The following is a 26,068-nucleotide window of genomic DNA, read 5'->3' on the forward strand; positions in this document are numbered from 1 at the left end:
AACGATGCCCGCACTCGATAGCGCTGCACCCGCAATTCCCCTCAGCTCACGAAGTTGGGGCCTTGTTCCCGCAGCGCTATTGAGCGGGTCAGCGGTTCTCCTGTTCTCCCTGCGGATGCCGCTGCTCGGCTATGTCGTGGTGGCACTGGCGCTCGCCGCAGCCTGGTTCACCGACAGTCGCAAGCTCACCGATGGCCTCGCGAAAGACCTGTTCCTCATTGCCACCGGCATGGTCATCGTCTCCACCATTTCGGTGGCCGCCGACATCAGCTGGGGCAACTTCTTCTTGCTCGGTTTCGTGCTGGCCGCGGCCGTTGCCGTGCCCTACGCACTGTCACGCTTTGTGTTCAAGGATCGCCTCATCCGATTTCCGTGGCGGGGCGGATGGCCGTGGAACCGTGTTCAGTGGGGTTACCTGTTTCTCGTGCTCTTCCTCGGCTGGCTCATCCTGCCGTTCTACTTCATCACCAGTGGGGTGTATCTCAACTGGCCTGCGGTGACGGCCCCCGACGAGATTGGTCGACTCTTCGTTGGAGTCAACGCGGTGGGCACCTGGGATGAACTGTTCTTCATCCTCACCGTGTTCGTACTCTTCCGGCGGCACTTCCCGGTGTGGCAGGCGAACCTGCTGCAGATGGTGATCTTTGTGTCGTTCCTGTGGGAACTCGGCTACCAGTCGTGGGGTCCACTGCTCACGATTCCGTTCGCCCTGCTGCAGGGCTGGATCTACTCCACCACCAAGTCGCTCGTCTACGTGTTGAGCGTGCACCTACTGTTTGATGCGGTGGTGTTCTTGGTGATCGTGCACGCGCGAAACCCGGGAGTAATCCCGTTCTTCCTGCTGTAGCGGTTCGCTGGTGCCTGGCGTGTGCGGCGCTGGCTACTCGCGACCGCCGGGAGGGCCCGCGGTGATGAGCACAACGTAGAGCAGCACAACGGCCGCGGCAATCAGCAGCACAAGAATGTACGGGTGTTTCAGGAACCACCGCATGGTGCGGTCGACCCAGCCAGCATCGCGGGGGTGGTCGCTGGCTTCAGTGCGCCACGGGCCATCAAGACGGCCAGTGCGGGCAAGCCACAACTCAACCGGGATCGTCGCATAGGGAATGACTGCGCTGCCGATGGTGAGGATGGCGGTGCCGACGCTCCAACGCTGGTTCACCGTCAACAACACGGCGGTGGCACCGTACGCGAGGAAGACGAAACCGTGGATTGCCCCGCCGATCGACACCGCGACATCCAACCCCACAGTGGCGCGCAAGATGAGGCCAGTGATCAGCAGAGTCCAGGTGACCGCTTCAGCGAAAGCGAGAACCCGGAAAAGTGACTTGGGAGTCGCAAACATCATGCGTCAACCATCAACACTAAGCGTTGGCCATCAACGAGCTGATCGCGCTCGTGAAGAACGTGAGACCGTCGGTGCCCGAACGCATTGCTGCACGAGTGTCAGGACCAAAGCCAGCCTCGGTGGCGTGCTCGGGATGAGGCATCAAACCAACAACGTTGCCGCGCGCATTCGAGATGCCGGCAATGTCATTCGCTGAACCGTTGGGGTTGACCTCGAGGTAGCGGAACACAACCTGGCCTTCGCCCTCAAGACGATCGAGTGTCGCCTGGTCGGCGATGTAGCCGCCCTCACCGTTCTTCAACGGGATGATGATCTCTTCGTCTTCTTTGAAGCCATTGCTCCACGCCGTGGACGTGTTCTCGACGCGCAGCTTCTGATCGCGGCACACAAAGTCACCGTGATCGTTGCGCACGAGACCGCCGGGGAGAAGGTGTGACTCGACCAAAATTTGGAAGCCGTTGCAAATTCCCAGAACTGGCATACCGCCGTTGGCGGCAGCAATAACCTCGCTCATGATGGGCGAGTGGGCGGCTATTGCGCCGGCGCGCAGGTAGTCGCCGTAGCTGAAGCCACCGGGCAACACGATTGCGTCAACGTTCTTGAGGTCGTGGTCGCCGTGCCAGAGAGCTACCGGCTCACCGCCACCCAACTTGACTGCACGTTGAGCGTCGCGATCATCGAGCGAACCCGGAAACGTGATGACTCCGACGCGCACTATGCGCCCTGAGTATCGTCGGCGGAGCGAGCCTCGCCGACGTAAATGACATCTTCGATCACCGTGTTGGCGAGAAGATCGTTCGCGATCTCACGCGCCTCAGCTAGCAGCTCATCAGTGATGGGGCCCTCAACGGTGAGCTCAAAACGCTTACCGATGCGCACCGAAGTGAACTCGCTCTTGCCGAGACGGACGAGGGCACCGGCTACAGCTTTGCCCTGAGGATCGAGGATTTCAGCCTTAGGCATTACCTCGACGACGATTATTGGCACCGAATCACTCCATGATTTCGCGCGGGTGGATGGCAACAGTCTAGCGGAGGGTGCACCAGACTGTAGCCATGGACATCGACCGCGCAGTGCAATCCCGCATCGTCAAAACACTTGTTGCGGGGCAAGTGCTTGCGGGGCTCGGGCTGGGAGCAACGGTTGCGGTTGGAGCGATTCTTGCCGCCGATCTGGGCGGTGAAGCGCTCTCGGGTGCGGCAGCGACATCCAGCACGCTCGGTGCAGCGATGGTGTCGATTCCTCTTGCTCGGCTTGCGCAGCGGTGGGGGCGACGCCCGGCACTCGCGCTCGGCGCTGGTGTTGCGGCTGGTGGCTCGCTCATCACCGTGCTGGCTATTGGGGTCGCGTTCTTCCCCCTGCTGATTCTTGGCTTTGCGATGCTCGGCGTTGGCACTGCGGTCGGCCTTCAGGCGCGATTTGCGGCGACGGATGTTGCAGCTCCCGAACATCGAGGGCGTGACCTGTCGCTCGTGGTCTGGTCGACAACCATCGGTGCCGTTGCTGGCCCCAACCTCATTGGCCCGGGCGAGGCGGTCGCGCAGTGGCTATCACTGCCCACCAACACGGGCTCGTTTGTCTTTGCGATTGCGGCCCAGCTGGCCGCAATGGTGCTTTACCTTGTTGCTCTGCGACCCGATCCGCTCGTGCTCGCTGGCAACAAGCCTGTCGAGCCTGCAGCTGCTGCGGATGCCGGAATAGTCCGTGGTCGAGGCCCACTGATTTTCGCGATTGCCGCAATCGCGATCAGCCATGCCGTGATGGTCTCGATCATGGCAATGACGCCCGTGCATCTGGTCCAGCAGGGAGCCAGTCTCACGATCGTTGGCTTCACTATCAGCCTGCACATCGCCGGAATGTATTCGTTGTCACCCGTTTTCGGTTGGGCGAGTGACCGTTATGGCCGCATCCCGACCATTCTGCTAGGCCAAGTGTTCTTTGCGGCAGCGGTGCTGGTGGTGGCGCTTGGTCAGCTGAGCAACTCTGCCGTCACGGTGGGGCTCGTGTTGCTTGGGCTGGGCTGGAGCGCCTCAACGGTTGCCGGCTCAGCACTCGTCGCCGACCTCTCCACTGGCGCCATGCGACTGCGCATTCAGGGTCGAAGCGACACGATCATGAGCCTCGCCGGTGCGGTCGGAGGAGGCTTCGCTGGGCCCATTCTGCTGGTCGTCGGCTACGCCGGACTCGCCTGGGGTGCCGGCGTCCTGGTGCTCGTCGTTGCTGCCGCGGCACTGATGGTGTGGCGGATCAAACCCGCCAGACCACCAGAGCCGCTAGATGCTACTTCTGGAGTGCAGCCTGCAGGTCGAACGTGAGGCTGATGTTTTCACCGAGGAGAACGCCACCGGTCTCGAGCGCGGCGTTGTAGTTGATGCCGAAGTCGGTGCGGTTGATGATGGTGCTAGCGCTCGCGGCAGCTTTGGTCTGGCCGTAGCCGTCGGTGGCGATGCCGCCAAATTCACCCTTCAGGGTGACGGGCTTGGTTACGCCGCGGAGCGTGAGCTCACCGTCGATCGTCAGGTTGTCGCCATCGATGGCGACGGCAGTGGATGTGAAGGTCGCAGTGGGGAATTCCTCCACGTTGAAGAAGTCGTTGTTGCGCAGGTGACCGTCGCGGTCAGCCTGGTTGGTGTTGATGGTGGCCATGTCGATTGTGGCGTTGACCTTGTTCTCGGCGGGGTTCTCCGAGGTGACGATGGTGCCGCTGAAGCCGTCGAACGTGCCACGGACCTTGCTGATCATGAGGTGCTTCACCGTGAATGAGACGGTCGAGTGCATGGCATCGATGTCCCAGGTGCCGGCAATGAAGTTGGTGTGGGTGTCAAGAGAAGTAGTCATGCTTGCTAAAAACTGCCCGGAGCCGGTGGTTATTCCAAAATGCGGGGGTGTTCGCTCTGAGCGTGTTTGGGTGATCGCCTAAACAGGCCGAGGTATCTGCTCTGCTATTGGTCAGTGACAGTCGGTAGGCTCGCACTATGGACACCTCCGAGCTCGACGAATTTCTTGAGCAAAACGACTTCTCTGGCACCGTTTTGATCAAGCGCGGAAACGCAACGATCTTTGAGGCAGTTATGGGCAAGGCAAGTCAGCGTTGGGATGTGCCAAACACGGCAGATACCCGCTTTGATTCGAGCTCCATTACTAAGTTATTCACGAGCGTTGCCGTGCTGCAGCAGGTGTCGAAGGGCGAACTCGACCTCGAGACCTCCATTCATCACTATGTCGATCTGGCGGAGTCGGAGATCGACCCGGCCGTGACGTTGCTGCACGTTCTTACCCACACGAGTGGCATTGCCGACGATGTGGATGAGGAAGAGGGCGAAAGCTACGCCGAATTGTGGGCAGAGTTCCCCAGTTACACGATCATGCAACCGGCCGATCAATTGCAGACGTTCATCAACAAGGAATCGGTCGCCGCGCCCGGTGTTGAGTGCGTCTACAGCAACGCTGGTTATGTTCTTGCGGGCCTCGCGCTCGAGAAAGTCACCGAAGAGAAGTACCGCCAATACATTTTCGACGAAGTATTTGAACCCGCAGGCATGATCGATTCTGGTTTTTATGACCGTCGGGATGCCGCACCGCGGGTTGCTGAAGGCTGGGACTTTATTGACGGTCGCTGGGTTTCCAATATCTATAGCGCCCCGCCCATTGGTCTGCCCGACAGCGGAGCCCACGTCACCGCCGCTGAACTCGTTCGCTTTATCCAAGCACTTCGCAACGGTGAGCTACTCAACGCCGAGTACACGGAAGAGTTCCTCACCCCGCAGGTGCAGTACGACGAAGAGACCTGGTACGGCTTCGGGCTCGAGTTCGACATGAACGAAGACGGCAGCGTGCGCAGCTACTTCGCCGATGGTGTTGGGCCCGGAGCATCCGGAATCGTACGTCACTACCTCGAAAGTGGTCTCGACATTGTGGTGCTCTCCAACTCTGAAGAATGCGCGTGGCCGGTCATCCGCGAACTTGACGAACGCCTCGGCGGCTAAAGCACGCTAGAGAAATGAGGTCAGTTCATGGCGAACACGATGAAGGCCCCCACCGCACACGGTAATAGCGGTGTGCCCAATGGTGGCGTCTCATATTGGTACACCAGCACTGAACTGCCGAAATATCGGGCACCCCTGCCCGGCGACCGGGACGCTGACGTGTGCATTGTCGGGGCGGGTTTCACCGGCCTGTGGGCTGCCTTCTACCTCAAACGGGCGCAACCTGACCTTCGAATTGTGATCCTTGAGCGCGAGTTCGCCGGTTTCGGTGCATCCGGTCGAAATGGTGGCTGGCTTTCTGCGGAGCTTGCCGGATCCCGCGCGCTTTACGCGAAGTCGCATGGTCATGAGGGTGTGGTTGATCTGTTGGCTGCGATGCGAGGGGCGGTCGACGAGGTCATCGCGGTCGCCGAGGCTGAAGGTATCGAAGCCGACATCGTTAAGGACGGACTGCTCCACGTGGCGCGCAACCGAGCTCAAGTGGAGCGCCTTCAGGAAACCATCGAGTATGAGAAATATTGGGGCGCAACGGAAGAGGGCTTAGTTTCCCTGACGTCATCCGAGCTCAATAACCGGATCGTTGTCGAGGGAGCGCAGGCGGGGCTATTCAGCCCCGATTGCGCTCGGGTGCAACCCGCGAAACTCGTGCAGGGGCTCGCCGCGGCGGTGGAGCGGTTGGGGGTCGTCATCTATGAACAGACCACGGTTGAAGCGATCGAGCCCAGACTGGCGCGAACAGACCGCGGGGTGGTCAAGGCCCCCATTGTGTTGCGGTGCCTTGAAGGCTTCACCGCCGGCATCAAGGGGCAGCGTCGTGGATGGCTGCCGATGAATTCTTCGATGATTATTACTGAGCCGCTGCCGGACTCTGTGATGGGGCAGATTGGTTGGTCTGGCGCGGAAGTGCTTGGCGATGCTGCGCACGCCTACATGTATGCGCAGCGCACAGCCGACAACCGCATCGCGCTCGGTGGTCGCGGTATCCCTTATCGTTTTGGGTCGCGTACAGATGAGAACGGCGAAACACAGGACTGGACGATCAACGCACTCACCACCCTGCTGCGCGACATGTTTCCCGCTGCAACTGGAGTTCCCATCGCGCAAGCGTGGTGCGGCGTTCTCGGCGTCCCTCGCGATTGGTGTGCCACGGTCGACCTTGATCAAGAAACTGGCCTGGGAACCGCCGGCGGTTACGTCGGCAGCGGATTGACAACCACCAACCTCGCCGGACGCACGCTCGCAGATCTAGTGCTGCGCCGTGACACCGATCTCACCCGACTGCCCTGGGTGGGACGCCGCGTTCGCCCCTGGGAGCCAGAACCGTTCCGGTGGCTCGGCGTGCAGGCCATGTATACCCTCTACCGCGAAGCAGACCGACGCGAAAATGCGCTCAACCTAGAGCACACGAGCAAGATCGCCCGCTTTGCCAACAAGGTCGCTGGCCGTTAGAGAGCTGCTAACTCGCGGCTGTCGTTACCCGGATTTGGTTGGCCCACGGGTCACCGAAACTGAGGGAGTCGCCATCGTTTCGTAGCTGGATGCCGTGGTGCGTCATCCGTTCGCCAAGTTCACCCAGGTCGTCGGCTGTCGGTACCGAAATATCGACTTGGGCGAGGCCGAGTGCTGGCAGCCGTGGGCCTGCGCCGCTAGAGTTCCAGGTGTTCATCGCCATGTGGTGGTGGTATCCGCCGGCACTCACGAAGACGGCGCTGCCGGGAATTTCTGTGGTCGCTTCGAAGCCGAGCTGGTTCACGTAGAAGTCGCGGGCGGTCGCAACATCGCCGACCTGAAGGTGAACGTGTCCAACGCGGGCGCCACCGATGAGGGGCTGATCGATGGCACGCTCGGTGAGGTTCTCGTGCAGGAACTTGTTGGGGTCGAGGTAGAGGGTGCTCATTTCGACAGTGCCGTGGGTCCAGCTCCACTCGGTGCGGTCACGATCCCAGTACAGCTCTACGCCGTTTCCTTCGGGGTCGGTGAAGTAGAAGGCTTTGCTGACGAGGTGATCAGCGCTGCCCGTGAACGCTTTCGGGTAGCGCGTGGCAACGGAGTAGACGGATGCTGCGAGCGCTTCTTCGGTATCGAAGAGGATGGCCGTGTGGAAGAGCCCGGCATCGCGTGGGCTCGCGTGCTTGAGGGCGGGCGAGTGCTTGAGGATGACGACCGGCGTCGTGCCGCGACCGAGGACGACCGTGTCTGACGACTCCGACAGCACTGTCAGCGCAACAGCATCCCGATAGTACGCAGTGAGCGCGTCAAGGTTGGCAACGCTGAGCGTTACCGCGCCCATGGCGGTGTCGGCGGCGAGCGGATCGGTCATGGCCGGTACAACCTCTCCGCTGCGGGCAGTATTCCGCTGACGCTAAGTAGCGGCTTCCGGGTGGAGTTCATGCCCCACTGCGCTCGATTATCAGGAGCTACGAGGTGGGGATCTGAGAAGGGTCGGCCTCGATGCCGAGATCCCGAGCCGCGATCGAGATCTGCCTAGCCAGAGCCACATCGAGGTCGCTGATGTCGTCGATGTCATGCGTGAAAAGGCTCACCATCACACTGGGATAGCGCAGGTCGACGTCCGGATGATGGTTCGCTGCGTCGGCAAGGCGCCCGATGACGTCGATTAGCTCGATTCCCTTGGCGAATGAGCCGGTCGCGAAGTAAGCCTTAGCGCCGTCGATGTGCGCCCTCCAATCCTCCACACCACCGGATGACTGAAATTGCTGGGGAGAGATGCGCTCGGCCATAGGGTTCTCCAATCGTCGGAATGCGTTAACCCTGCGTGGGATGCCGCGTGAAGTCAATCGGCCATCACCAGCCGATGAGCATGCACTTCTTCCGCAGCGCTCGCTTGTGTGTAGCAAGAATATGAACGATGGCTGAGGTTGACTTGTCTGTTACTGCGGGCACAGAGCTGCGCGAAGCGCAGTCGAGCGTCTGCGCGTTGGTGGTGCTTCAGTCTGCTTGCCCCAGGGTAACCCTGGAGAAAATGGAACGACTCGCCTACCACCCGCCTCGACCGCAAGCCATCGCACGCTGCAATGATCAGCGAACGGCGGTCAAGGCGATCGACATACACCCCGATGGGCAGGGCAACTAGGAGACGCACGAGTGCATACACGGTGGCCAGACCCGCAACCCACCTGGGATCATCGGTGAGTGTGGCGGCCAACAATGGCATCGTGACGAAAGCGAGGCCATCGGAGAGGTTCGAAAGGGCGTTTGTACTCCACAGCACAGTGAACGACCGGCCCAACGACACTTGCACTCCCGAAAACGATATGGCAGCCCTGCGAAGCACTCAGAGCTTTCGCTCCAACCTACCCGCGCGCACGCCGGTCCGTTAGTGATCGTTGTGCGCCGCCGCGACAGTCACGGAGTTTTGTGAGTGCGGATACATCGTTCGCTCTTTGTGCCCCTTAGGCCGGGCCAGTGGGCGTGCGCGGACACGTGGTTGGCGGCCTCAACTTTGGCGTGATGGTGCGTTTCGCGCACGAAAATCACCGAAAGACCGAGGCCCAGAGCGATGAAGGCGGCGCCGAGCGGGAACGGGCCCGGACGCAGCCCGTATCCCGCAGCGATGTACCCGGTGGCCAGAGCCGTAGCGGCGACGCCGAGGTAGCCGGCCGCCTCGTTGAAGCCCATGGCCAGGCCGCGCCGGCTCGGGCCGACGAGGTCCATTTTCATGACCACGGTGGTCGACCAGGTCAGCCCTTGGCTGATCCCGAGGATCATGTTGGCGGCGACGATCGAGCCCCAGGTTGGGCCCAGGATCAGCAGAAGCGGAACGGGTATGGCGATCAGCCAGCCCGCGATCAGAACGGGTTTCCGGCCGTAGCGGTCGGAAAGAGTGCCGGTCAAGTAATTGGTGCCGGCCTTGGCGAGGCCGAAGGCGAGGATGAAGGTTAACGCGCCCGTGTACCGGTCAAGGTGGAAGACCTCGTCCGCCAGCAGCGGCAACACCGTGCGTTCCTGGCCGAGGGTGCCGCCGACTAGGGCGTTGATCGCGACGAGCAGCATGAACTGGGGAAAGTTCTGCCGCAGGCCCAGGATGATGCCCGGTCCGTGCTCTTTCGTTTGTCTGCAGTGTTTGAGCAGTTCGCACGCGTTGGCAAGGCGCTGGGCAGCGGCAAACGCCTTGAGCTGATCGACCTGCTCGCACAAGGCGAACGCACGGTGGAATCGCTGGCGAACGCGGCAGGCCTGGGCCTGACCACCGCATCCGCCCACCTCCAAACCCTCAAACACGCCGGTCTGGTTACCACCCGCCGGGAGGGCACGCGAATTCATTACCAACTCGCCGGGGATGACGTCGCCCGGCTCTACAGCCTGGTTCGCGCCGTCGCCCAGACCCACCTGTTAGATGTTGAATCGAAGCGCATCGCCTACCTCGGACTCGATGAATCGAGCTCAGGCGAGGACGCGCGGGAGGAGATCATGCGGGAGGAACTTCTCGCCCGCGCCACGGCGGGGACCGTCGCTGTGCTGGATGTCCGGCCGCGGCAGGAGTACCAGGCCGCGCACATCCCCGGAGCCCTCTCCATCCCGCTCGAGGAACTCAGCGGTAAACTCAGCGAGTTGCCGCTCGACCGCGAGATTGTCGCCTACTGCCGCGGCGCGTACTGCGTGCTCGCCTACGAGACCATCGGCGTGCTGCGTCGGAACGGCTACCGGGGCAACCCGGCTGCACGAGGGGATGCTGGAATGGCGACTGGCGAACCTGCCAGTGTCCTCCGAGGCGGCCGCCTGACGAACATCCCGCGTACATTCGTACAAATGGCGTATTTCGCGTACACCGGTGCTAATGTTGTGTTTCGCGTACATTGCATCGAGCGGAAGGCAGTGAGCCATGACGATCCTGACAACCTCAGAAGACCTCGGACGAACGATTCGCGACCGGCGCCGAGAACTTGGCTACACCCAACAGGAGTTGGCCGAACGAGTTGGCGTCGCCCGACAGTGGATCGTCAAGGTGGAGAAGGGGAAGGTTCGAGCAGAAATTGAGCTCCTGCTTCGCACCCTATTCCAGCTCGACCTAGAGCTGCGCGTTGATCACGCAGCGCCCGCCGACGAACTCGAAAACTATGTGCAGTCCTTCGCCGGTGACAACGGTGCATCCAACACAAAGGACGTCGGCTGATGGCTAGGACGCTTGCGGTGTTCATGGGAGCACAGCGCGCCGGTACCCTCGAGTGCAACGTGCGCGCCTCCAGCTTCGAATACGACCGCGCCTACCTGTCGACCCAGGGCGCAACGCCACTGTCACTCTCCTTACCGTTGAGGTCAGGGGTATTTGCCCCGAATGTGGTGGATCCGTTCCTCTGGGGGCTCCTTCCCGACAACCCGGAAACCTTACAGAGGTGGGCTGTTCTGGCGAGTCCGCAGGCGGATGAACACAATCCGTTCTCGCTTCTGCAGCACTATGGCCGAGACTGCGCCGGTGCTGTGCAGTTCCTTCCCGAGGGAGAACAACCGGACACATTCCAAGAAACCCAGCGTGTCGATGATGCCGCTATCGGCGCGCAACTGCGAGCGCTGAACGCCGACCCGAACGCCTGGACTTTCACTGACACCGACGGCCGGTTCAGCCTGGCTGGTGCACAAGCAAAATTCGCCCTAGTAGAGGCCGATTGTGGGTGGGGTCGTGCACTCGGAAGTACTCCGACGACCCACATCTTCAAGCCGGGAATCCCGAAGTTCCGAGAGCAAGCTCTTAACGAGCACGTCTGTATGGAACTCGCCCGTCAGCTAGGGCTGCCAGCAGCGGGTACTCACATTCGATCCTTCGACGGCAGCCACGCGATCGTCGTTGAGCGCTACGACCGACGAGTGACCCCGGCGGGCATCGAGCGCCTGCATCAGGAAGACCTGTGCCAAGCCCTCAGCGTTTCACCGTCACAGAAATATCAGGACGACGGCGGGCCGGGAATCAGCGAGATCGTCAGTGTGTTCCGGCGTGAGCAACCTAAAGATCGCGCCGATGCCACAGCCCGCCGCTTCCTGCTGGCCGTTGCTTTCAATTGGATTATCGGGGCTCCCGACGCGCACGCAAAGAACTATTCCCTGCTCTTGAGAGGGTCGACCGCCGTGCTTGCGCCGCTCTATGACATTGCGACGATCACCCCATACGACCGCTTCACACCGGACACCGCTCGCAGCGCGCAGGCGGTCAACGGGAGCTACCGCCTTGTGGATATCGACGTAAATGCGTGGCATGCGCAGGCCTTTGCTGTCGGCCTCGACGGAGCGGAGTTCGTGGAGGCTGTCCGCGCCCTCGCGGCCCGCGCGCCCGACGAGATCGATAACCTGTGCACCGCGTCGGATGTCCTCGCCATCGATGCGCAGTTCGCTGCGGAACTGCGCATCGCCCTTCAGAGGCGAGTTGCGGTCGCCCAAGCCCAGCTTCGCTGACCGCAACGGCAGCAACGATGAACTCTGTGCCGCTACTGGCTTCGGCGACGAAACCAGTAGCGGTGCTTTCTGCTCCGATTCGGTTACGAAAACGCTTGGCGTGCACGCCGACTGCTGATGTCTACGTGGTCAGGCGCTCAATCAGCTCGCGATAGCGCGCAGCGGTCTGCTCGATGATTTCGGCAGGAAGCTCCGGCGGGATGCCCTGCTTGTCCCAGTGGGCGGAGAGCCAATTGCGAACGATCTGTTTATCGAAGCTTGCCAAGTGGCGGGCCGCCCGCGGCGTACAACTCAGCATCCCAGTGGCGGCTCGAATCGCTCGTGAGCACCTCATCGGCGAGAACGAGCTCGCCCGTCTCGGGATCCCCGCCAAACTCAAACTTCGTATCCGCCAAGATCACGCCACGAGTCTCCGCGATCGCCGAGGCGCGCGCAAAAACGTCGAGAGAAGCATCCCGCAGTGCAACCGCAACCTCCGTTGCCGCGTTCACGGCCAGCCTGCGCGAGGCAGGCACTCGCGTCGACATCATGATCAACGCCGCTGGCGTGATGGCCGCCCCCGAGCAGCACACGCCTCAGGGCGGGGAGATCCATTTCGGCACCAACCACCTGGGGCACTTTGCTCTCGTCGCCAGCCTCGAATCGCTGCAGCGCGAGGGCGCGCGCATCGTGTCGTACTCGTCGACCGGCCACCGGCTCTCCCTGGTGCGATTCGACGACATCAACTTCGAGTCCACGGCGTACGACCTGTGGCTTGCTTATGGGCAGTCGAAGACAGCGGATGCCCTGTTCGCTGTTGCTCTGGATGCTCGGGTTGCTGCCCGCGGCATCCACGCGTTCTCGGTGCACCGCGGTGGGATAATGACAGACTTGCAGCGCAACATGCCCAAGGAAGTCCTGCTCACGCCCAAGTGGATTGATGAAGACGGCAACCTGAACCCGCTTGTTCAAGACCGCAGCCGAGGGCGCATCAACCGGGCTGTGGGAGGCCACTGCGCCGGAGGTCGCCACCCGTGGTGGCGTGTTCGGCGAGGCTGCGCAATAAACGGAGATCATGTGTCTTCTTGTTGGGATGCCCAAATTGCGCGCAGCACACGGATCGTTTCTTCGAGGTCAATCTCGGCGCGGATGCTGGTGTCTGCAAGGATGCGAGATGCTTCTGCCACGGCTTGCGGTGTGGCGGATGCTGTTGCGCTCACGCGGGTTCCGCCTCCGGTGTGGGTGCGCAGGTGCCCCTCGGATTCCAAAGTTTTGTATGCTTTTGCCACAGTTCCGGGGGCAACACCAAGGTCTTTCGCGAGTTGCCGCACCGATGGTATTCGCTCGCCCGCCGCCAGATTTCCTGCGGCGATGAGTCCACGGATCTGATCACGAATTTGGTCTGCGGCGGGTACTGATCCCGCCAGGGTGATCATCATGACCGGACCGTGGCGGAGGCAGCGCGGCGGGAGGGCAGCGCGGAGAGTAGCGCGCCGAACCAGAGCGCATATCCCAGAGCAGTGATGGCTAAGCCGCCGATGGTGAGCGCTGATTGTATCGCAGCAAAGGGGGTGTTCCACGTGCCCCATCCGCTTTCGCCAATGGCGGCCCCGCCATGCAGGGATGCTGTCGCAGCCAGCGAGGTAAATATTGCGCCGAGGTGTATCAGGAGCGCCCCGGATGTGACGGCAAGAATGTTGCGGGTTCTGAGCTGGCGCATCCGAACATCGTTGACTTGGTCAGTGCTGATGGCGGGCCGGGCGATCAGCCAGAGCGCGACCATCGTGACCGCGATGAGGACGGCTAGTAGAGCCAAAGAAGGCAGAGAGTAGTACCAGCCGTAGATGCCGGTGCCGAAGGATATCTCGGTGCCGGCATCGATGGTGAAGGATCGCCATAGTCCTTCTTCGTCGGGCTCGGAAGCCAATCCTGCCAGTACGGTAACGGTGACGGTGGTGCCAATGATGGTTGTGGCGCCGGCGAACCACCAACGGTGGCCGAAACTGAAGGGTGTTCGTTGGGTCAGGGTTGCTTGCCCGCGTGGGGTGTGAGCGTGGAGAGGGAAATCGAGAATGGCTGCGGCACCGATTCCTATGGCGAGCGACCAGGTGATGCGCGCCTCCAGTACCCACTGTGGAATCTGATCAGACAGCGGTGGCTGCAGCACCGGAAACCCGATAGCGGCGCTCAGAAAGACTATGCACGCCAACGCCAGACCCACTGCCGTCAGAGTGATGAAGGCGACCGCGCCTACCGGCAGTCTGTCTTTGCGCCCCCGAACAAGCCACCAGATCAGCCCAATTGCTAACCCAATAAGTACGGTGCGAAAACCGAACCAGATGAGTATGACGAGATAAGGCATTGATGCTTCCCCCTGAGATTCAAATGTACTAGTCGTGGAGTACATTCAACGTATCATGCCTGTGGTACATCAAGGTGCGTAGCGATGCGCTCGAACACTGAGCGCTGAGCATCATGCGACGCTCGCCAATCTCCGGAAATCGTCAAGGAATGGTTCGCGTGTGGAACGGAAATCACGTTCGCTGCTGTTGCCACGATCTCTTCGGGGAGCCACGCGGGATCGGCGGTACCTCCCACCGCAATGTCGGCGGGGGATGCCTCAATTAGCGCCTCCCGCACCATCCTCGTCAGTAAGAACGGGCATCAGCAAGCTGTTTCCTGATTCATTCCGAAAGCAGTGGAAACTGCATCAAAAGTGATGCATAATTGATGCATGACCGCTGAAGTACTGTTGCCCGCCCCCAAGCGGCTTTCGCTGCCCCTGTCTGCGCAAGACATCAGAGCCCTTGAACTGATTCGCGGGTCTGCCCAGCACCTGAGTGCTCTCCCTGGACGAGTGAGTGAACAAGCTTCGGAAGCAGAACTCGTCCACGCAGTCTTTGAAGCGGGGCTGGCGCGGGTCCGAGAGGCAATTGAACTAGCTGCTTACCGTGAACTTGCTAACGACGAGGAATACACGAACTATCGGACGCAGCGCAGAGCGGCAGCGTCTCGGCGTCGAGCCGAGTGACTACGAACTTTCTGCGTGGTCAGATCTATGCCGCGACGCTTCCTGGAATGACCGCAGAAAAGTACTACGTCGTCGTGTCGAACAACGGTCGCAATCGGAGCCTCGGAACCGCTTTGGTGGCTCGTATTACGACCAGCGACAAACCGGAGCTTGCGTCGATTGTGCGAGTGCCATTCGGCGAGCCTGTCAGCGGTCGCGTCTTGTGCGATGACATCGAAGACATATGGGAAGACGACGTGCGGTCGTTGTTGGGGGCCTTTTCTCCGGCAACGATGCGTCTAGTCGACGCAGGTCTCGCAGCGGCTTTGGGCTTGGGCTAGTTGGTGCACGCACACCCGCGCCATGGTTCAAGCAAAGCTTGCTCCAGAGCACCGGTCCGAGAGCGGGTCACTTTGCACACCGGGCTGCTCTGTGGTCTTCGGTACTCGGGCGCGGCATTCTACGACCGCTCTGTGTCGCAAGCGAATGCCCGAACGGCGGTGTTCATCGTTAGTTGCGAGACACGGGGTTCGACCGATGGGCTCTCTGATCGCGTGCCAAAGGGATGACCTTTGTCTTCCGCACTACGCGGTCAGGCGCTCAATGAGTTCGCGATAGCGGGCAGCAGTCTGCTCGACGATCTCGGGGGGAAGTGCGGGCGGCGTTCCTTGCATGGTCCAGTTAGCAACGAGCCAGTTGCGCACGATCTGCTTATCGAAGCTTGCCAGGCGGCCGGGGCCACCAGCGGCATAGAGTTCGGCATCCCAGTAGCGGCTCGAATCGCTCGTAAGAACTTCGTCAGCGAGAACAAGAGCACCGGTCTCCGGGTCAGCGCCGAACTCGAACTTGGTGTCTGCGAGAATCACGCCACGGGTCTCCGCGATGGCTGACGCCCGCGCAAAAATGTCGAGCGAAGCATCCCGCAGTGCAACAGCGGCCTTGGTGCCGACGAGCTCGACGGTGCGCTCAAAGCTGATGTTTTCGTCATGCTCGCCCATTGGCGCTTTCCACGCGGGAGTGTAAATCGGTTCCGGCAGACGATCGCCGTCGGTCAGGCCAGCAGGAAGCGCAACGCCGCAAACACTCTGTGACTCCTGGTACTCCAGCCAGCCGCTGCCCGAGAGGTAGCCGCGTACGACGCACTCCACGTGATACATGCTGAGGCGCTTCACCACCATCGACCGGTCGGCGAGCTCTGCCGGTGCCTCGACGCTGGAAATCGAACCTGAGCCAGCATCCGCCAAATGATTCGGAACATCAGGCAACTGCGCGAACCACCACTTGCTCAACTGCGTCAGCAGCGCACCCTTGCTCGGGATGCCCGGCTCCAGCACGTGGTCAAACGCACTAACCCGATCACTGGCGACCATGAGCACAAGCTCTGGCTCGTCGTCGCGCACATACAGATCGCGGACTTTGCCGGAATAGGTTTTCTGCCAACCGTTCACAGCGTCGCTCACTCGGCGACGCGAAGCGCGATATCGGTGCGGAAGTGGCTGCCCTCAAGCGTGATGTGCCCGAGTGCTTCGTAGGCGCGCTCGCGGGCGACCGCAAAAGTCTTGCCCGTCGCAACAACGCTCAGCACGCGTCCACCGGTGGCCACAAACTCGTCACCCTTTTTGGCGGTGGCCGCATGGGCGATGGTGATTCCGGGAACGGCGAGGGCGGCATCCAAACCAGTAATCGGGCGACCGATTTTGGGGTTCTCGGGGTAGCCTTCGCTGGCAAGCACGACAGTGACAGCGACCTCGTCAGAGAAGACGGGAGTGGCGTGGTCGGGGAGACCGCCGGTGGCTGCCGCATAGAGAAGTGAGCTGAGCGGAGTTACGAGGCGCGGCAAAACGACCTGGGTTTCGGGGTCACCGAAGCGGGCATTGAACTCGATGACGCGGATGCCTTCCTTCGTGACAATGAGCCCGCAGTAGAGCAGTCCGATGAAGGGTGTTTGCTCCTCAGCGAGCTGACGGATCGTGGGGATCGCGATGGTGTCGATCACTTCGTCAACAAAGTTCTCAGGGAGCCACGGGAGAGGTGAATAGGCGCCCATGCCGCCGGTGTTTGGGCCGTTGTCGCCGTCGTACGCCAGCTTGTAGTCCTGAGCAGGTGAAAGCGGAACGACATTGTGGCCGTCGCTGAGCAAGAAGAGGGAGACCTCTTCGCCCGCGAGGTATTCCTCGATGAGCACGCTGCCCTGGCCGAGCCAATAGGTCGCGTGATCAACGGCTGCGTTGCGATCGCCGGTAACAAGAACACCCTTGCCGGCGGCGAGACCATCAGCCTTCACCACGTAAGGGGCACCGAACTCATCGAGAGCCTCAAGGGCTTCGTCGAGCGATCCGACGCGGGAGGCACGACCGGTGGGCACGTTGGCGGCATCCATGATGCGTTTCGCGAACGTCTTGCTGCCCTCAAGGGCCGCGGCTGCCTTGCCGGGACCAAACACGGCGATGCCACGGCGGCGCAGATCGTCAGCAACTCCCGCAACAAGGGGAGCCTCTGGGCCGATGATGACCAGCTCAATGTCATTGTCGAGCGCGTATTCGGTGACAACGCTTCCCCGCGTGGGGTCGAGAGCCACCGTCTCAACGACTGACGCAATACCGGCATTGCCGGGCGCTGCCGTAATTTCGTGGGCCTCTTCCTCGCTGAGAAGGGACGTCACAATTGCGTGCTCGCGGGCACCGGAACCAAGAACAAGAATTCGCACGACCCCAGCCTAGCCAAGCGTTCAGAGTTCGTTGCTAGCGTTAAGTCATGGCACAGCTGAAGATTGCCGCAATTGCTGGCGAAGCGAGCATCCGAATGGTGAAGGACGGCAGAGCCGATCGCGATTCGACCGCCACCGCAGTGCGCTATTTGTTGCAGGTTCTTGGGCGAGACGCCGAAGGCAATTCGGTAGAAGTGCGGGTTCCGCCGCACGGCGCCGTGCAAGCAATCGAAGGCCCCAATCACACTCGTGGCACACCACCCAATGTTGTTGAGATGGATGCCGAAACTTGGATCGCGCTAGCAACCGGAACACGCCAGTGGGCCGAGGCTCTCGACTCCGGTGATGTCAGTGCGTCGGGTTCGCGCGCCGACCTCAGCGAATACTTGCCACTGGTGTGGGAGAGAATAGTTCCGTGAGCACTACGCCAGAACACGAGCCAGCGGCATCCGAACCGCAGCAGCCTGAGCAACACGTTGAGGCGGCTGAGATTCGTGAGCCCACGCTCACTAGTTCGGTGGAGTCCGGCGACGCACGAATCCGCCGTGCGCCCAAGTTTGGCCCGTTCCTGATTATCGGGGGAGGCATCGGCGCCATCGTGACGTTTATCCTCACGATGTCATTCCCCGTCGACCCCGTTGTAGGCTTCGGCGCACTCTTCGGCTATTTCAGCCTGTTCGGGATTCCCGCTGGCGTTGCCGTTGGCGCGCTCATTGCACTCACTTTCGACCAGGTGTCGATTCGTCGTGCACGCGCAGCGACCGTCGAACACGAAACTGTCGAACCAGAATCGTACGAAGGCACACTCGAATAGGGCTCGACCCCAACCGTTCTAGCTCAGTTGGCTTTTCTCAAGCCAGTCGAGGTACTCGGGCGTGATGTTGCCCGAAATGTAGTCACCCGTGAAGCAACTCATTTCGAGTGACTTAACGCTGGAGCCTTCAATTATCGCGGCCTGCATATCTGCGACCTCTTGGTAGATGAGTGCGTCGGCGCCCAACTCCATGGCAATTTCGGGAATCTTGCGACCGTGACCGACGAGTTCGGCACGCGTCGGCATGTTGATTCCGTAGACGTGCGGGAAGCGCACGGGCGGTGCTGCCGAGGTAAACGTGACCTTGTTGGCGCCGGCTTCGCGAGCCATCTGCACAATCTCTTTTGAGGTGGTGCCGCGCACGATGGAGTCATCCACAATCAGGATGTTCTTGCCCTTGAACTCGGTGCCCATCGCGTTGAGCTTCTGCTTGACACTCTTTTTGCGCTCGGCCTGGCCGGGCATGATGAAGGTGCGACCAACATAGCGGTTCTTGTAGAAACCTTCGCGGTATTCGACGCCGAGCTTCTGGGCGACCTGCATCGCTGCGGGCCGCGCGGAGTCAGGAATCGGCATGACGACGTCGATATCGCCCATGGGGGTGTACTTGGCGATAGTGTCGGCCAACTTGTTGCCCAAACGCAGGCGAGCTTCATAAACGGAGATGCCGTTCATGATCGAGTCGGGGCGAGCAAGGTAAACGTATTCAAACGAACACGGAATCAGAACTGGGGCCTTGGCGCACTGCTTGGAGAACATCTCTCCGTCGGGCGTAATGAAGATCGCTTCGCCGGGCGCGACATCCCGAACGAGTTCGTAACCAGCACTTTCGAGCACGAGCGATTCGGATGCCACGATCCACTCGTTGCCGACGAGACCGGTCTGGCGGCGGCCCAAGACGAGGGGACGGATGCCGTAGGGGTCGCGGAAGGCGAGCAAGCCGTGGCCGGCGATCAGTGCGATCGCGGCATAGGAGCCCTCAACGCGGTCGTGTACCCGCGAGATGGCCGTGAAGACCTGCTCGGGGTCGAGGTCGAGGCCCGACACTTGCTCTTGAAGTTCGTTGGCCAACACGTTGACGAGCAGTTCAGTATCGCTCGTGGTGTTCAGGTGACGGCGGTCGATGCGGAACAGTTCGTCGGTGAGCTGCTGCGTGTTCGTGAGATTGCCGTTGTGAACGAGGATGATGCCGTAGGGCGCGTTCACATAGAACGGCTGGGCTTCGTTCTCATTGAAAGCGTTGCCCTTGGTGGCGTAGCGCACATGGCCGAGTCCCGAGGTGCCGACGAGGTTGCGCATGTCGCGAGTGCGATATGCCTCACGAACTTGGCCGTTGGCCTTCTGCAAATGCAGGGTGCTGCCGTCGGCAGTCGCGATTCCTGTGGAGTCTTGACCGCGGTGCTGCAAGAGCAGCAGTGCGTCGTAGACCTGCTGGTTGACGGGTTGAGAAGAGACGATACCGACAATGCCGCACATGCTTTCGCGTGGCTCCCTGAGGTCGAAGAGCGCGTACCCGGTGTGAGTACGGTCTAGCTTCTCACATCCAGCCCCGCTGCTGCTGCGGGTGGAGAGGCGCTGCGGCGTGCGGAAAGGCGCTGACCGGTACGCTTGAGCCGTGACCGAGAACTCTTCCTCTAGCTATGCCGCAGCCGGCGTCGATACCGCAGCCGGCGATCTTGCCGTCGAACTAATGAAGTCGGCGGTGAGTGCCACTCACGGGCCCAATGTGCTCAGTGGGGTCGGCGGGTTTGCTGGGCTCTACGACGTGTCGTTCCTCAAGTCGTATAAGCACCCGCTGATGGCGACGTCGACGGATGGCGTCGGCACCAAGGTCGCGATCGCTCAGGCGCTCGACAAGCACGACACCATCGGTCAAGACCTCGTCGGCATGGTTGTTGACGACATCGTTGTCGTGGGCGCGAAGCCCCTCTTCATGACGGACTACATTGCATGCGGCAAGGTTGTGCCGTCTCGCATCGCTGACATCGTTGCGGGAATTGCCCGTGGATGCTCGGCCACTGGCACTGCGCTCGTCGGCGGCGAAACGGCAGAACACCCCGGTCTTCTCGGCCCCGACGACTATGACGTTGCCGGTGCTGCTACCGGTGTTGTTGAAGCGGATGCTCAGCTCGGGCCGCAGCGCGTCACCGACGGTGACGTCGTGATCGCGATGGAGTCCTCGGGCATCCACTCCAACGGTTTCTCTCTCGTGCGCCACATTTTGGCGAACAACAAGATTGGCTACACCGACCGTCTCGATGAGCTTGGCGGAATCGTGGGCGAAGTGCTCCTCGAGCCCACCCGCCTCTACACAATGCCGTTGCTGAACCTGCTCGACGCGCAGCCCGGTGCGGTTCACGCCCTCAGTCACGTCACCGGTGGCGGAATCGCCGCCAACCTCGCCCGCGTGCTGCCCGTTGGCTCCTGGGTCGAAGTTGAGCGTTCGACCTGGTCGCCGCCGAGCGTGTTTCGGGTGCTCTCCGATCTGGCCGGTTCCACCCTCGAGAGTGCCGAAGGAACCTGGAACTTGGGAATCGGCATGATCGCGATCGTTGCTGCCGAATCTGCCGACGCAACAATTGCAGCACTCGCCGCCGACGGCATCCCCTCGTGGGAAGTTGGCCGAGTCTCGATGGCTGCGCATGACCTTTCTGGATTCGAACAGGGCGCAAAGGGTGTCAACGGCGGTGCTGTACGCTTGAATGGGCGCTATGGCAACTAAGAAGCCCGATACTTCGGTGATCGACGCGCCCGATCCTGTGGCCGACGAGGACGAGGCCGAGGCCGCAACAATCGCGCGCCCTGAGCCGCTCGAAGCCCGCGATGGTTCGCCCGCCGCAGCTCTCTGGAGCCTCAACTCACGGTGGCGCCACATCAACCACGGCTCTTACGGGGCAGTGCCCGTCTTTGCTCAACTCCGCCGCATGGCCTATCTGCAAGAAGCAGAAAGTGCCCCGCAGCGCTGGTTTATGGCTGCCCCCGCACGCGTCGCGCAGGCTCGCTCCGATCTCGCCGACTTCATTGGGGTGGATGCCGACCAGTTCGGTTTTGTGCCCAACGCCAGTGCCGGAATGACGGCATCCATTCGCGCTCTCGGCGTGGGCGCGGGTGACGAGATCCTCGTCACCGACCACGCTTACGGAGCCGTCGCCTTCTCTGCCCGACGTGAAGCCCGTCAGCGCGGTGCCAAGGTGCGCACAGTGCCGATCGAACTAAACGCCAGTGCAGATGACATTCTGAAAAAGCTCGGCAGAGTCCTAGCGAAAAAACCGGCCGGCCTTGTTGTCGACGCCTCGAGTTCCTCGACAGCCCGCGAGTTTCCGGTAGCCGCGCTCGCCGAACTGGCACAGAAGCACGGGGTGCCCTTGCTCGTGGATGCAGCCCACGCCCCCGGCGTGCTGCACCGACCCGCAGAAGGCGTTGCGGCATCCGCGTGGGTCGGCAATCTTCACAAGTTCGCGTGTGGTTTCCGTGGCACCGCTGTGCTGGTGGCGGAGAAGAATTTCGCGAAGAACCTGTACCCAGTGATTGATTCTTGGGGGATGGATGAGCCGTTCCCTGGCCGCTTCGACCACCAGGGCACCCTCGACTACACGCCCTATTTGGCCACAGTGGATGCCATCACTGGTCTTGAAAACCGCATCGGCTGGGACGCAATCCGTGCATACATCGAATCGCTGCTTGACTACTCCACTGACGTTGTCGCAGGTGCACTCGACGCTGCGTCTGGCGAGGAATCACGAGTGGATGTCGGCATGCCTGCCCCCGGAATGCGCCTACTGTGTCTGCCGGGAACGCTGGGCGCGACCGGCCCGGAAGCAAACGAGCTCCGCCAGCGGATCAGCGATGAACTTGGTTTCGAAACCCAGATCACCCACTGGCGCGACAGCGGCTACCTGCGCCTCGCCGCCCACGCCTACAACACGGCGGAAGATTACGAGCGCTTCGCTGAAGACGCCGTGCCGGCGATCATTGCGTGGAGCAGGGAGCGCTAGCAACAGTGCAACGCAGAAAGACGAGCGCCTGACCTCAAAGGTCTGGGTGCTCGTCTTTCTTACGAAATACTGCGTCTGTGGTGAAGGCCGCCGTTAGGCGCTACGAGATTCCTCGTCGTCTTCGGTTTCGTACTCGTCGCTGGAGGAATCTCCGGCGGAGTACTCTGGCCACTTTTCGCTATCTTCGGAGACAGGAGCGGTGCTCTCTGACCCGCTCAATTCTCGAGCAAGCGCACCGTAGTTCGTGTCTGGGCTGAAGTACTTCAAATCCCGTGCGACTTTTGTGTGCTTTGCCTTCTGACGGCCGCGTCCCATGCGAGACCCCCTCATGCTTCTGTCCCGGTGCACTAACGGTGGTCAGCGAACGAGCGAACAGGGATGGATGAAAACTAACCCGTAGTTTAGCACGAGCGTTGCCTAACTCTTCGTGGGCTATGCACAGCTCGGCTGTTGGCGGGTAACGTTAGCTCGTGACATCCACTACCGACGCCGACACCTCTGTTGTCGTTATTGGTGCGGGACAAGCGGGCCTCTCGGTTGCCTACTACTTGCGCCGGCTTGGGCTCGACCCAGGCAACGAGTTTGTGTTGCTCGATCGTGGCCCAAACACGGGTGGCGCGTGGCAGTTTCGGTGGGAAGCGTTGCGCATTGGCTCCGCCCACCGCATCAACGATCTTCCTGGCCTCGAAGAGCTGGGTTTGAGCTTTGACACTGCTGATAAACACATGCCAGCCAAAAAAGTGGTCTCTGATTACTACCGCGAATACGAGAAGCACTACGACTTCCAGGTGGTTCGCAATGCTGACGTAATTTCTGTCGAGAATGAGGGTGAGCACCTCAAGGTCACCTTCACTCTCGATGGTGAAGAAACAAAATCAGTGACCGCAACGACAGTCGTGAACGCGACAGGCACTTGGGGCGCACCTTTTATCCCGTGGTACCCGGGGCTCAAATCATTCGAGGGCCGACACCTGCACACGAGCGAATACAAGAGCGCCCGCGAATTTACCGACCAAAGCGTCGTCGTGGTCGGAGGCGGAACTTCGGCGATCGGGTTCTTGCTCGAACTCGAGAATGTGGCCAAGAGCCTCACCTGGGTCAGTCGTCGCCCCATCGACTTCCTTGAGGATGGCGGTCTCAACCTTGAAGCACGCAAAGAGGCCGTGCAGATTCAGGACGAAGCTGCCCGGGCAGGCCGCGCGCTTCCCAGCATTGTCAGCGGCACCGGCGTTCCGCGAACCCGACGTATTCAGGCCGGTATCGAACGAGGCGTGCTGACCCCGCGTCCCATGTTCTCAAGCATCGAGCCAGAGGGAGTGCGCTGGAAAGGCGGCGCCTTCCAGTCGACGGACGCCATCATCTGGTCGACAGGATTCCGCCCAGAACTTCGCCACCTTGCTCCACTTAAACTTCGCGAGAAAGAGGGCGGAATCTCCGTTGGGCAGGGAATCGCCTGGAAAGACCCGCGCGTGTTCTTCGCCGGGTACGGCCCCCAAGCATCCACTATCGGTGCAAACCGGGCGGGGCGGATGATCGCCAGGCAGGTCATCGCAACCCTCAGCAAGATTCAGGCAATGAAGCGCTTGTAGCCGTATCAATGTCGGTGTCGTTGCGTTTCGCTGCGACGGAGCCGCTAGAGGCTGGAAGCGACCTCGCGGATGAGGTCGCGAAGGGCGGCCAGCTGCGGCCGGGAATCGCTCGCCCTCCACTGCATCTCGAGGGGCAGCGTCGCTGCGCGCGCGAGGGGCACGGCAGTGAGATCTTCAGAGAGGTGCCCGATCATCGATGATGGTACAAGGGAAAACGCGCGCGACTCGGAGAGCAGGTAGAGCCGCGAGCCGACGATCCGCGGTGGGCTGACGAGCAGCATCGGGCTCAGCCCTCGTGAGGTGCAGATCTCGAGCAAGTAGTCGTAGTACGCGGGGTTCTGTTCCCGCGGCCACAACAGAAGCGGCAGATCTTCTAGTGCTTCCAGTGCAACACGGTCGGCGTCTGCCAACGGGTGCTGGTGGCTGAGCGCCACGAAAACCTGCTCGTGGGCAAGCACCTCGATCTGGTACCCGGCAGCCTCATCCAGAAACCGGCCAAGGCCGATGTCGGCGTGCTCCGTGATCAGCGTCGATGTCACGCCTCCGGTATCGACGAGGATGTCTTCAACGCGCACCGAGGAGAGCATCTGTTCTGCTTTGCTGATCGTCGAGGGGAGCAGCCGGTTCACCACACTCGGCGAAGCAACGACGCGCGCGGTGCGAATGCGTGTTGGCTCGTAAAGCTGAACGTCTCTGACCACCTGGTTTGCGTGATTCAGCAAGCTCCGGCCTTCAACAGCCATGGCCTCGCCGGCCTGAGTCACCGTCGCCGAGCGCCGCGAGCGGTCGAGTAAGGGGATGCCCAACGCACGCTCCAGCCGGCTGACCTCTTGGCTCACTGTCGGTTGGGAAATGTGCAGGGCCTCGGCCGCACGCCCGAAGTGCCCGATCTCAGCCACAGTGACGAAAATCTCCACCTGTCGCAGCGTAATTTGCATAGGCTTAGCCTATCTAAAGCAGCTCGACTCTTTCTGCATTCTTTGTCAACGACTCGTTACGGTGGGGAGAGCGGTACGCCTCCGGCCGAGCATCAGTGAAGAGCAGCAGCGAAGAAAGAGATTGACTATGTCTGAACCCGTCATCCACGTCTCCCAAGAAGTCCAAGACGCAGTTCGCGAGAACCGCCCTGTTGTCGCTCTTGAGTCCACCATCTTTACCCACGGCCTTCCCCGACCGCGAAACCTCGAGGTCGCGCTTGAAGCCGAGGCCGGTCTTCGTGCGCAGGGCGTCACGCCCGCCACCATCGGTGTTTTCAACGGTGTGCCGACTGTGGGCCTCAGCACCGAGCAGATCACCACGCTGTCAAACTCGGATGACGTTGCCAAGGTCAGCCTCCGCGATCTGCCGGTTGTGCGTGCGCTCGGCAAGCATGGCGGCACGACCGTCGCTGCGACCGCCTTCCTCGCTCACCACGCGGGCGTGAAGGTCTTCTCCACCGGCGGACTCGGCGGCGTTCACCACGGCGCGTCCGAAACCTTCGACGAGTCCGCTGACATGACCACGTTGGCCCAGATCCCGATTCTTGTGATCAGCGCCGGCGTCAAGTCAATTCTTGACATCCCCGCAACTCTCGAACGTTTCGAGACCCTGAACATTCCGGTCATCGGTTATGGCACCACGCATTACCCAGGCTTCTACGTCACTGACTCTGGCTTCACGATCGGCTACTCCGTCGATACTCCCGACGAGGTCGCCGCCATCGTCAATGCCCGTGATGACCTCGGGCTCCCGCAGTCCGTGCTGCTGGCCAACCCGGTTGCTGCCGACAAGCAGCTCCCGCCCGAACAGCTTGACGACATCCTCACCCGCGCTTGGGCTGAAGCCGAGAAGCAGGGCATCAGCGGAAACGCTTCGACTCCCTTCCTGCTCGACTTCATCCAACGTGATACCAAGGGCGTCAGCTTGGACGTCAACGTTGAGGTCTATCGAGGCAACGTCGCTCTCGGCGGCCTCGTCGCCACGGCGCTGACCCGCTGACGGCGAGTCGTCATCGTGCTGGGGATAATCGGAGATCTTGTCGAGGACGTTGTCGTGTGGCTGTCTGAGCCTCTCAGGCACGGGACAGACACGGAGGTGGAAATCTTCCACACCCGCGGGGGCAGCGGAGCGAATGTTGCCAGCTTCGCCGCACGCCTAGATGAGTGAGTCCTATTAGGTGGATGCCGCGTGGGTGCTGTTAATCAGAGGCGGAGGGTGTTAAACCCTGCGTGTGAAGACAGATTTGAACACCCTCCT

The 26,068-nt window shown here is 61.3% G+C and carries 29 protein-coding genes and 4 pseudogenes; 17 read left to right on the forward strand and 16 right to left on the reverse strand.

All coding sequences use genetic code 11. The features are described 5' to 3' along the window. Nucleotides 1-4 precede the first annotated feature (4 nt). Nucleotides 5-847: a CPBP family glutamic-type intramembrane protease gene (locus ABD112_RS05100; protein WP_343923769.1), complete on the forward strand. Its 843-nt coding sequence runs from the start codon at nt 5-7 to the stop codon at nt 845-847. A 33-nt stretch (nt 848-880) separates the two neighbouring features. Here ABD112_RS05100 and ABD112_RS05105 read toward each other — a convergent pair whose 3' ends face one another. Genes ABD112_RS05105 through purS form a run of 3 tightly spaced genes read right to left on the reverse strand, consistent with a single transcriptional unit; the run spans nt 881 to nt 2,335 of the window. Next, nucleotides 881-1,345 (reverse strand): DUF3817 domain-containing protein, encoded by a 465-nt coding sequence (locus ABD112_RS05105; protein ID WP_343923827.1) that lies wholly within the window; start codon nt 1,343-1,345, stop codon nt 881-883. Between the two features lie 19 nt (nt 1,346-1,364). Further along, a complete protein-coding gene (purQ, locus tag ABD112_RS05110) occupies nt 1,365-2,063 on the reverse strand; it encodes a phosphoribosylformylglycinamidine synthase subunit PurQ (protein WP_343923771.1) in 699 nt (232 codons plus the stop codon). Continuing rightward, nucleotides 2,063-2,335 carry a phosphoribosylformylglycinamidine synthase subunit PurS gene (gene purS, locus ABD112_RS05115; RefSeq protein ID WP_343923773.1) on the reverse strand — a complete coding sequence of 91 codons (273 nt, stop codon included), beginning with the start codon at nt 2,333-2,335 and terminating at the stop codon, nt 2,063-2,065. The genes purQ and purS overlap by 1 nt, the downstream gene beginning before the upstream one ends. 68 nt (nt 2,336-2,403) lie before the next feature. On the opposite strand from purS, the gene ABD112_RS05120 reads away from it, so the two are divergent. Further along, complete coding sequence (locus ABD112_RS05120; RefSeq protein ID WP_343923775.1) at nt 2,404-3,663, forward strand: MFS transporter; 1,260 nt, start codon at nt 2,404-2,406, stop codon at nt 3,661-3,663. On the opposite strand, the gene ABD112_RS05125 is transcribed toward ABD112_RS05120, so the two are convergent. Next, a complete protein-coding gene (locus ABD112_RS05125; RefSeq protein ID WP_343923777.1) occupies nt 3,629-4,186 on the reverse strand; it encodes a YceI family protein in 558 nt (185 codons plus the stop codon). The two genes, ABD112_RS05120 and ABD112_RS05125, sit on opposite strands and share 35 nt — an antisense overlap. A 137-nt stretch (nt 4,187-4,323) precedes the next feature. Between ABD112_RS05125 and ABD112_RS05130 the strand changes: the two genes are divergently transcribed. Together ABD112_RS05130 and ABD112_RS05135 are read left to right on the forward strand one after the other, a co-directional pair. Next, entirely contained in the window at nt 4,324-5,334 is a 1,011-nt protein-coding gene (locus ABD112_RS05130) for a serine hydrolase domain-containing protein (protein WP_343923778.1), read from the forward strand. Nucleotides 5,335-5,373: 39 nt separating this feature from the next. Continuing rightward, nucleotides 5,374-6,783 carry an NAD(P)/FAD-dependent oxidoreductase gene (locus tag ABD112_RS05135; protein ID WP_343923779.1) on the forward strand — a complete coding sequence of 470 codons (1,410 nt, stop codon included), beginning with the start codon at nt 5,374-5,376 and terminating at the stop codon, nt 6,781-6,783. Nucleotides 6,784-6,790: 7 nt separating this feature from the next. Here ABD112_RS05135 and ABD112_RS05140 read toward each other — a convergent pair whose 3' ends face one another. Next, nucleotides 6,791-7,654, reverse strand: a complete 864-nt coding sequence (locus tag ABD112_RS05140) for a VOC family protein (protein ID WP_343923780.1) — start codon at nt 7,652-7,654, stop codon at nt 6,791-6,793. A 97-nt stretch (nt 7,655-7,751) separates the two neighbouring features. After that, the gene (locus ABD112_RS05145; protein ID WP_343923782.1) at nt 7,752-8,075 is read right to left on the reverse strand and encodes a 4a-hydroxytetrahydrobiopterin dehydratase; all 324 of its coding nucleotides are present in this window, start codon (nt 8,073-8,075) and stop codon (nt 7,752-7,754) included. A gap of 128 nt (nt 8,076-8,203) precedes the next feature. On the opposite strand from ABD112_RS05145, the gene ABD112_RS05150 reads away from it, so the two are divergent. Next, nucleotides 8,204-8,428, forward strand: a complete 225-nt coding sequence (locus ABD112_RS05150) for a hypothetical protein (protein ID WP_343923784.1) — start codon at nt 8,204-8,206, stop codon at nt 8,426-8,428. A gap of 332 nt (nt 8,429-8,760) precedes the next feature. On the opposite strand, the pseudogene ABD112_RS05155 reads toward ABD112_RS05150, so the two are convergent. After that, nucleotides 8,761-9,348: pseudogene (locus ABD112_RS05155) on the reverse strand (MFS transporter); the annotation flags it as partial. Between the two features lie 66 nt (nt 9,349-9,414). Between ABD112_RS05155 and ABD112_RS05160 the strand changes: the two are divergent. From ABD112_RS05160 to ABD112_RS05170, 3 genes and pseudogenes are all read left to right on the forward strand, one after another. Continuing rightward, nucleotides 9,415-9,900: pseudogene (locus ABD112_RS05160) on the forward strand (ArsR/SmtB family transcription factor); the annotation flags it as partial. 277 nt (nt 9,901-10,177) lie between these two features. Further along, the gene (locus tag ABD112_RS05165) at nt 10,178-10,468 is read left to right on the forward strand and encodes a helix-turn-helix domain-containing protein (protein WP_343923786.1); all 291 of its coding nucleotides are present in this window, start codon (nt 10,178-10,180) and stop codon (nt 10,466-10,468) included. After that, nucleotides 10,468-11,739 carry a type II toxin-antitoxin system HipA family toxin gene (locus ABD112_RS05170; protein ID WP_343923788.1) on the forward strand — a complete coding sequence of 424 codons (1,272 nt, stop codon included), beginning with the start codon at nt 10,468-10,470 and terminating at the stop codon, nt 11,737-11,739. The genes ABD112_RS05165 and ABD112_RS05170 overlap by 1 nt, the downstream gene beginning before the upstream one ends. 121 nt (nt 11,740-11,860) lie before the next feature. Here ABD112_RS05170 and ABD112_RS05175 read toward each other — a convergent pair. Further along, nucleotides 11,861-12,215, reverse strand: a pseudogene (locus tag ABD112_RS05175) (phosphoribosylaminoimidazolesuccinocarboxamide synthase); the annotation flags it as partial. A 49-nt stretch (nt 12,216-12,264) separates the two neighbouring features. On the opposite strand from ABD112_RS05175, the pseudogene ABD112_RS14595 reads away from it, so the two are divergent. Then, nucleotides 12,265-12,567, forward strand: a pseudogene (locus tag ABD112_RS14595) (oxidoreductase); the annotation flags it as partial. Nucleotides 12,568-12,791: 224 nt separating this feature from the next. On the opposite strand, the gene ABD112_RS05185 reads toward ABD112_RS14595, so the two are convergent. Genes ABD112_RS05185 through ABD112_RS05195 form a run of 3 tightly spaced genes read right to left on the reverse strand, consistent with a single transcriptional unit; the run spans nt 12,792 to nt 14,358 of the window. Next, on the reverse strand, nt 12,792-13,157 hold the full coding sequence (locus tag ABD112_RS05185; RefSeq protein ID WP_343923790.1) for a GntR family transcriptional regulator: 366 nt from the start codon (nt 13,155-13,157) through the stop codon (nt 12,792-12,794). Further along, nucleotides 13,154-14,080, reverse strand: coding sequence for a hypothetical protein (locus ABD112_RS05190; RefSeq protein ID WP_343923791.1), 927 nt, complete (start codon nt 14,078-14,080; stop codon nt 13,154-13,156). Before ABD112_RS05190 ends, ABD112_RS05185 begins: the two co-directional genes overlap by 4 nt. A gap of 53 nt (nt 14,081-14,133) precedes the next feature. Next, on the reverse strand, nt 14,134-14,358 hold the full coding sequence (locus ABD112_RS05195) for a hypothetical protein (protein WP_343923793.1): 225 nt from the start codon (nt 14,356-14,358) through the stop codon (nt 14,134-14,136). 94 nt (nt 14,359-14,452) lie between these two features. On the opposite strand from ABD112_RS05195, the gene ABD112_RS05200 reads away from it, so the two are divergent. Continuing rightward, complete coding sequence (locus ABD112_RS05200; protein WP_343923795.1) at nt 14,453-14,749, forward strand: hypothetical protein; 297 nt, start codon at nt 14,453-14,455, stop codon at nt 14,747-14,749. After that, nucleotides 14,746-15,069 (forward strand): type II toxin-antitoxin system PemK/MazF family toxin, encoded by a 324-nt coding sequence (locus tag ABD112_RS05205; RefSeq protein ID WP_343923797.1) that lies wholly within the window; start codon nt 14,746-14,748, stop codon nt 15,067-15,069. The genes ABD112_RS05200 and ABD112_RS05205 overlap by 4 nt, the downstream gene beginning before the upstream one ends. 243 nt (nt 15,070-15,312) lie before the next feature. Here the strand turns inward: ABD112_RS05205 and ABD112_RS05210 are convergent, their stop codons facing one another. Both ABD112_RS05210 and purD read right to left on the reverse strand, forming a co-directional pair. Continuing rightward, nucleotides 15,313-16,188, reverse strand: coding sequence for a phosphoribosylaminoimidazolesuccinocarboxamide synthase (locus ABD112_RS05210; protein ID WP_343923799.1), 876 nt, complete (start codon nt 16,186-16,188; stop codon nt 15,313-15,315). Then, nucleotides 16,185-17,435, reverse strand: a complete 1,251-nt coding sequence (gene purD, locus ABD112_RS05215) for a phosphoribosylamine--glycine ligase (protein ID WP_343923801.1) — start codon at nt 17,433-17,435, stop codon at nt 16,185-16,187. The genes ABD112_RS05210 and purD overlap by 4 nt, the downstream gene beginning before the upstream one ends. A gap of 47 nt (nt 17,436-17,482) precedes the next feature. Between purD and ABD112_RS05220 the strand changes: the two genes are divergently transcribed. Then, nucleotides 17,483-17,854, forward strand: a complete 372-nt coding sequence (locus tag ABD112_RS05220; protein ID WP_343923803.1) for a sterol carrier family protein — start codon at nt 17,483-17,485, stop codon at nt 17,852-17,854. Further along, nucleotides 17,851-18,249 (forward strand): hypothetical protein, encoded by a 399-nt coding sequence (locus ABD112_RS05225; RefSeq protein ID WP_343923805.1) that lies wholly within the window; start codon nt 17,851-17,853, stop codon nt 18,247-18,249. The genes ABD112_RS05220 and ABD112_RS05225 overlap by 4 nt, the downstream gene beginning before the upstream one ends. An 18-nt stretch (nt 18,250-18,267) precedes the next feature. Here ABD112_RS05225 and purF read toward each other — a convergent pair whose 3' ends face one another. Then, nucleotides 18,268-19,725, reverse strand: coding sequence for an amidophosphoribosyltransferase (gene purF / locus ABD112_RS05230; protein WP_343923806.1), 1,458 nt, complete (start codon nt 19,723-19,725; stop codon nt 18,268-18,270). A 139-nt stretch (nt 19,726-19,864) separates the two neighbouring features. Here purF and purM point away from each other — a divergent pair, with 139 nt between their 5' ends. Then, nucleotides 19,865-20,971, forward strand: a complete 1,107-nt coding sequence (purM, locus tag ABD112_RS05235; RefSeq protein WP_343923808.1) for a phosphoribosylformylglycinamidine cyclo-ligase — start codon at nt 19,865-19,867, stop codon at nt 20,969-20,971. After that, the gene (locus tag ABD112_RS05240) at nt 20,961-22,244 is read left to right on the forward strand and encodes an aminotransferase class V-fold PLP-dependent enzyme (RefSeq protein ID WP_343923809.1); all 1,284 of its coding nucleotides are present in this window, start codon (nt 20,961-20,963) and stop codon (nt 22,242-22,244) included. The genes purM and ABD112_RS05240 overlap by 11 nt, the downstream gene beginning before the upstream one ends. A 93-nt stretch (nt 22,245-22,337) precedes the next feature. Here ABD112_RS05240 and ABD112_RS05245 read toward each other — a convergent pair whose 3' ends face one another. Continuing rightward, complete coding sequence (locus ABD112_RS05245; protein WP_343923811.1) at nt 22,338-22,559, reverse strand: DUF3073 domain-containing protein; 222 nt, start codon at nt 22,557-22,559, stop codon at nt 22,338-22,340. A 155-nt stretch (nt 22,560-22,714) separates the two neighbouring features. Here ABD112_RS05245 and ABD112_RS05250 point away from each other — a divergent pair, with 155 nt between their 5' ends. Next, the gene (locus tag ABD112_RS05250) at nt 22,715-23,833 is read left to right on the forward strand and encodes an NAD(P)-binding domain-containing protein (RefSeq protein ID WP_343923812.1); all 1,119 of its coding nucleotides are present in this window, start codon (nt 22,715-22,717) and stop codon (nt 23,831-23,833) included. Between the two features lie 44 nt (nt 23,834-23,877). Here the strand turns inward: ABD112_RS05250 and ABD112_RS05255 are convergent, their stop codons facing one another. After that, entirely contained in the window at nt 23,878-24,771 is an 894-nt protein-coding gene (locus tag ABD112_RS05255; protein WP_343923814.1) for a LysR family transcriptional regulator, read from the reverse strand. A gap of 127 nt (nt 24,772-24,898) precedes the next feature. On the opposite strand from ABD112_RS05255, the gene ABD112_RS05260 reads away from it, so the two are divergent. Beyond that, nucleotides 24,899-25,810: a pseudouridine-5'-phosphate glycosidase gene (locus ABD112_RS05260; protein ID WP_343923816.1), complete on the forward strand. Its 912-nt coding sequence runs from the start codon at nt 24,899-24,901 to the stop codon at nt 25,808-25,810. Nucleotides 25,811-26,068: the final 258 nt, after the last annotated feature.

This window comes from Rhodoglobus aureus, from assembly GCF_039527955.1.
Lineage (GTDB): Bacteria > Actinomycetota > Actinomycetes > Actinomycetales > Microbacteriaceae > Rhodoglobus > Rhodoglobus aureus.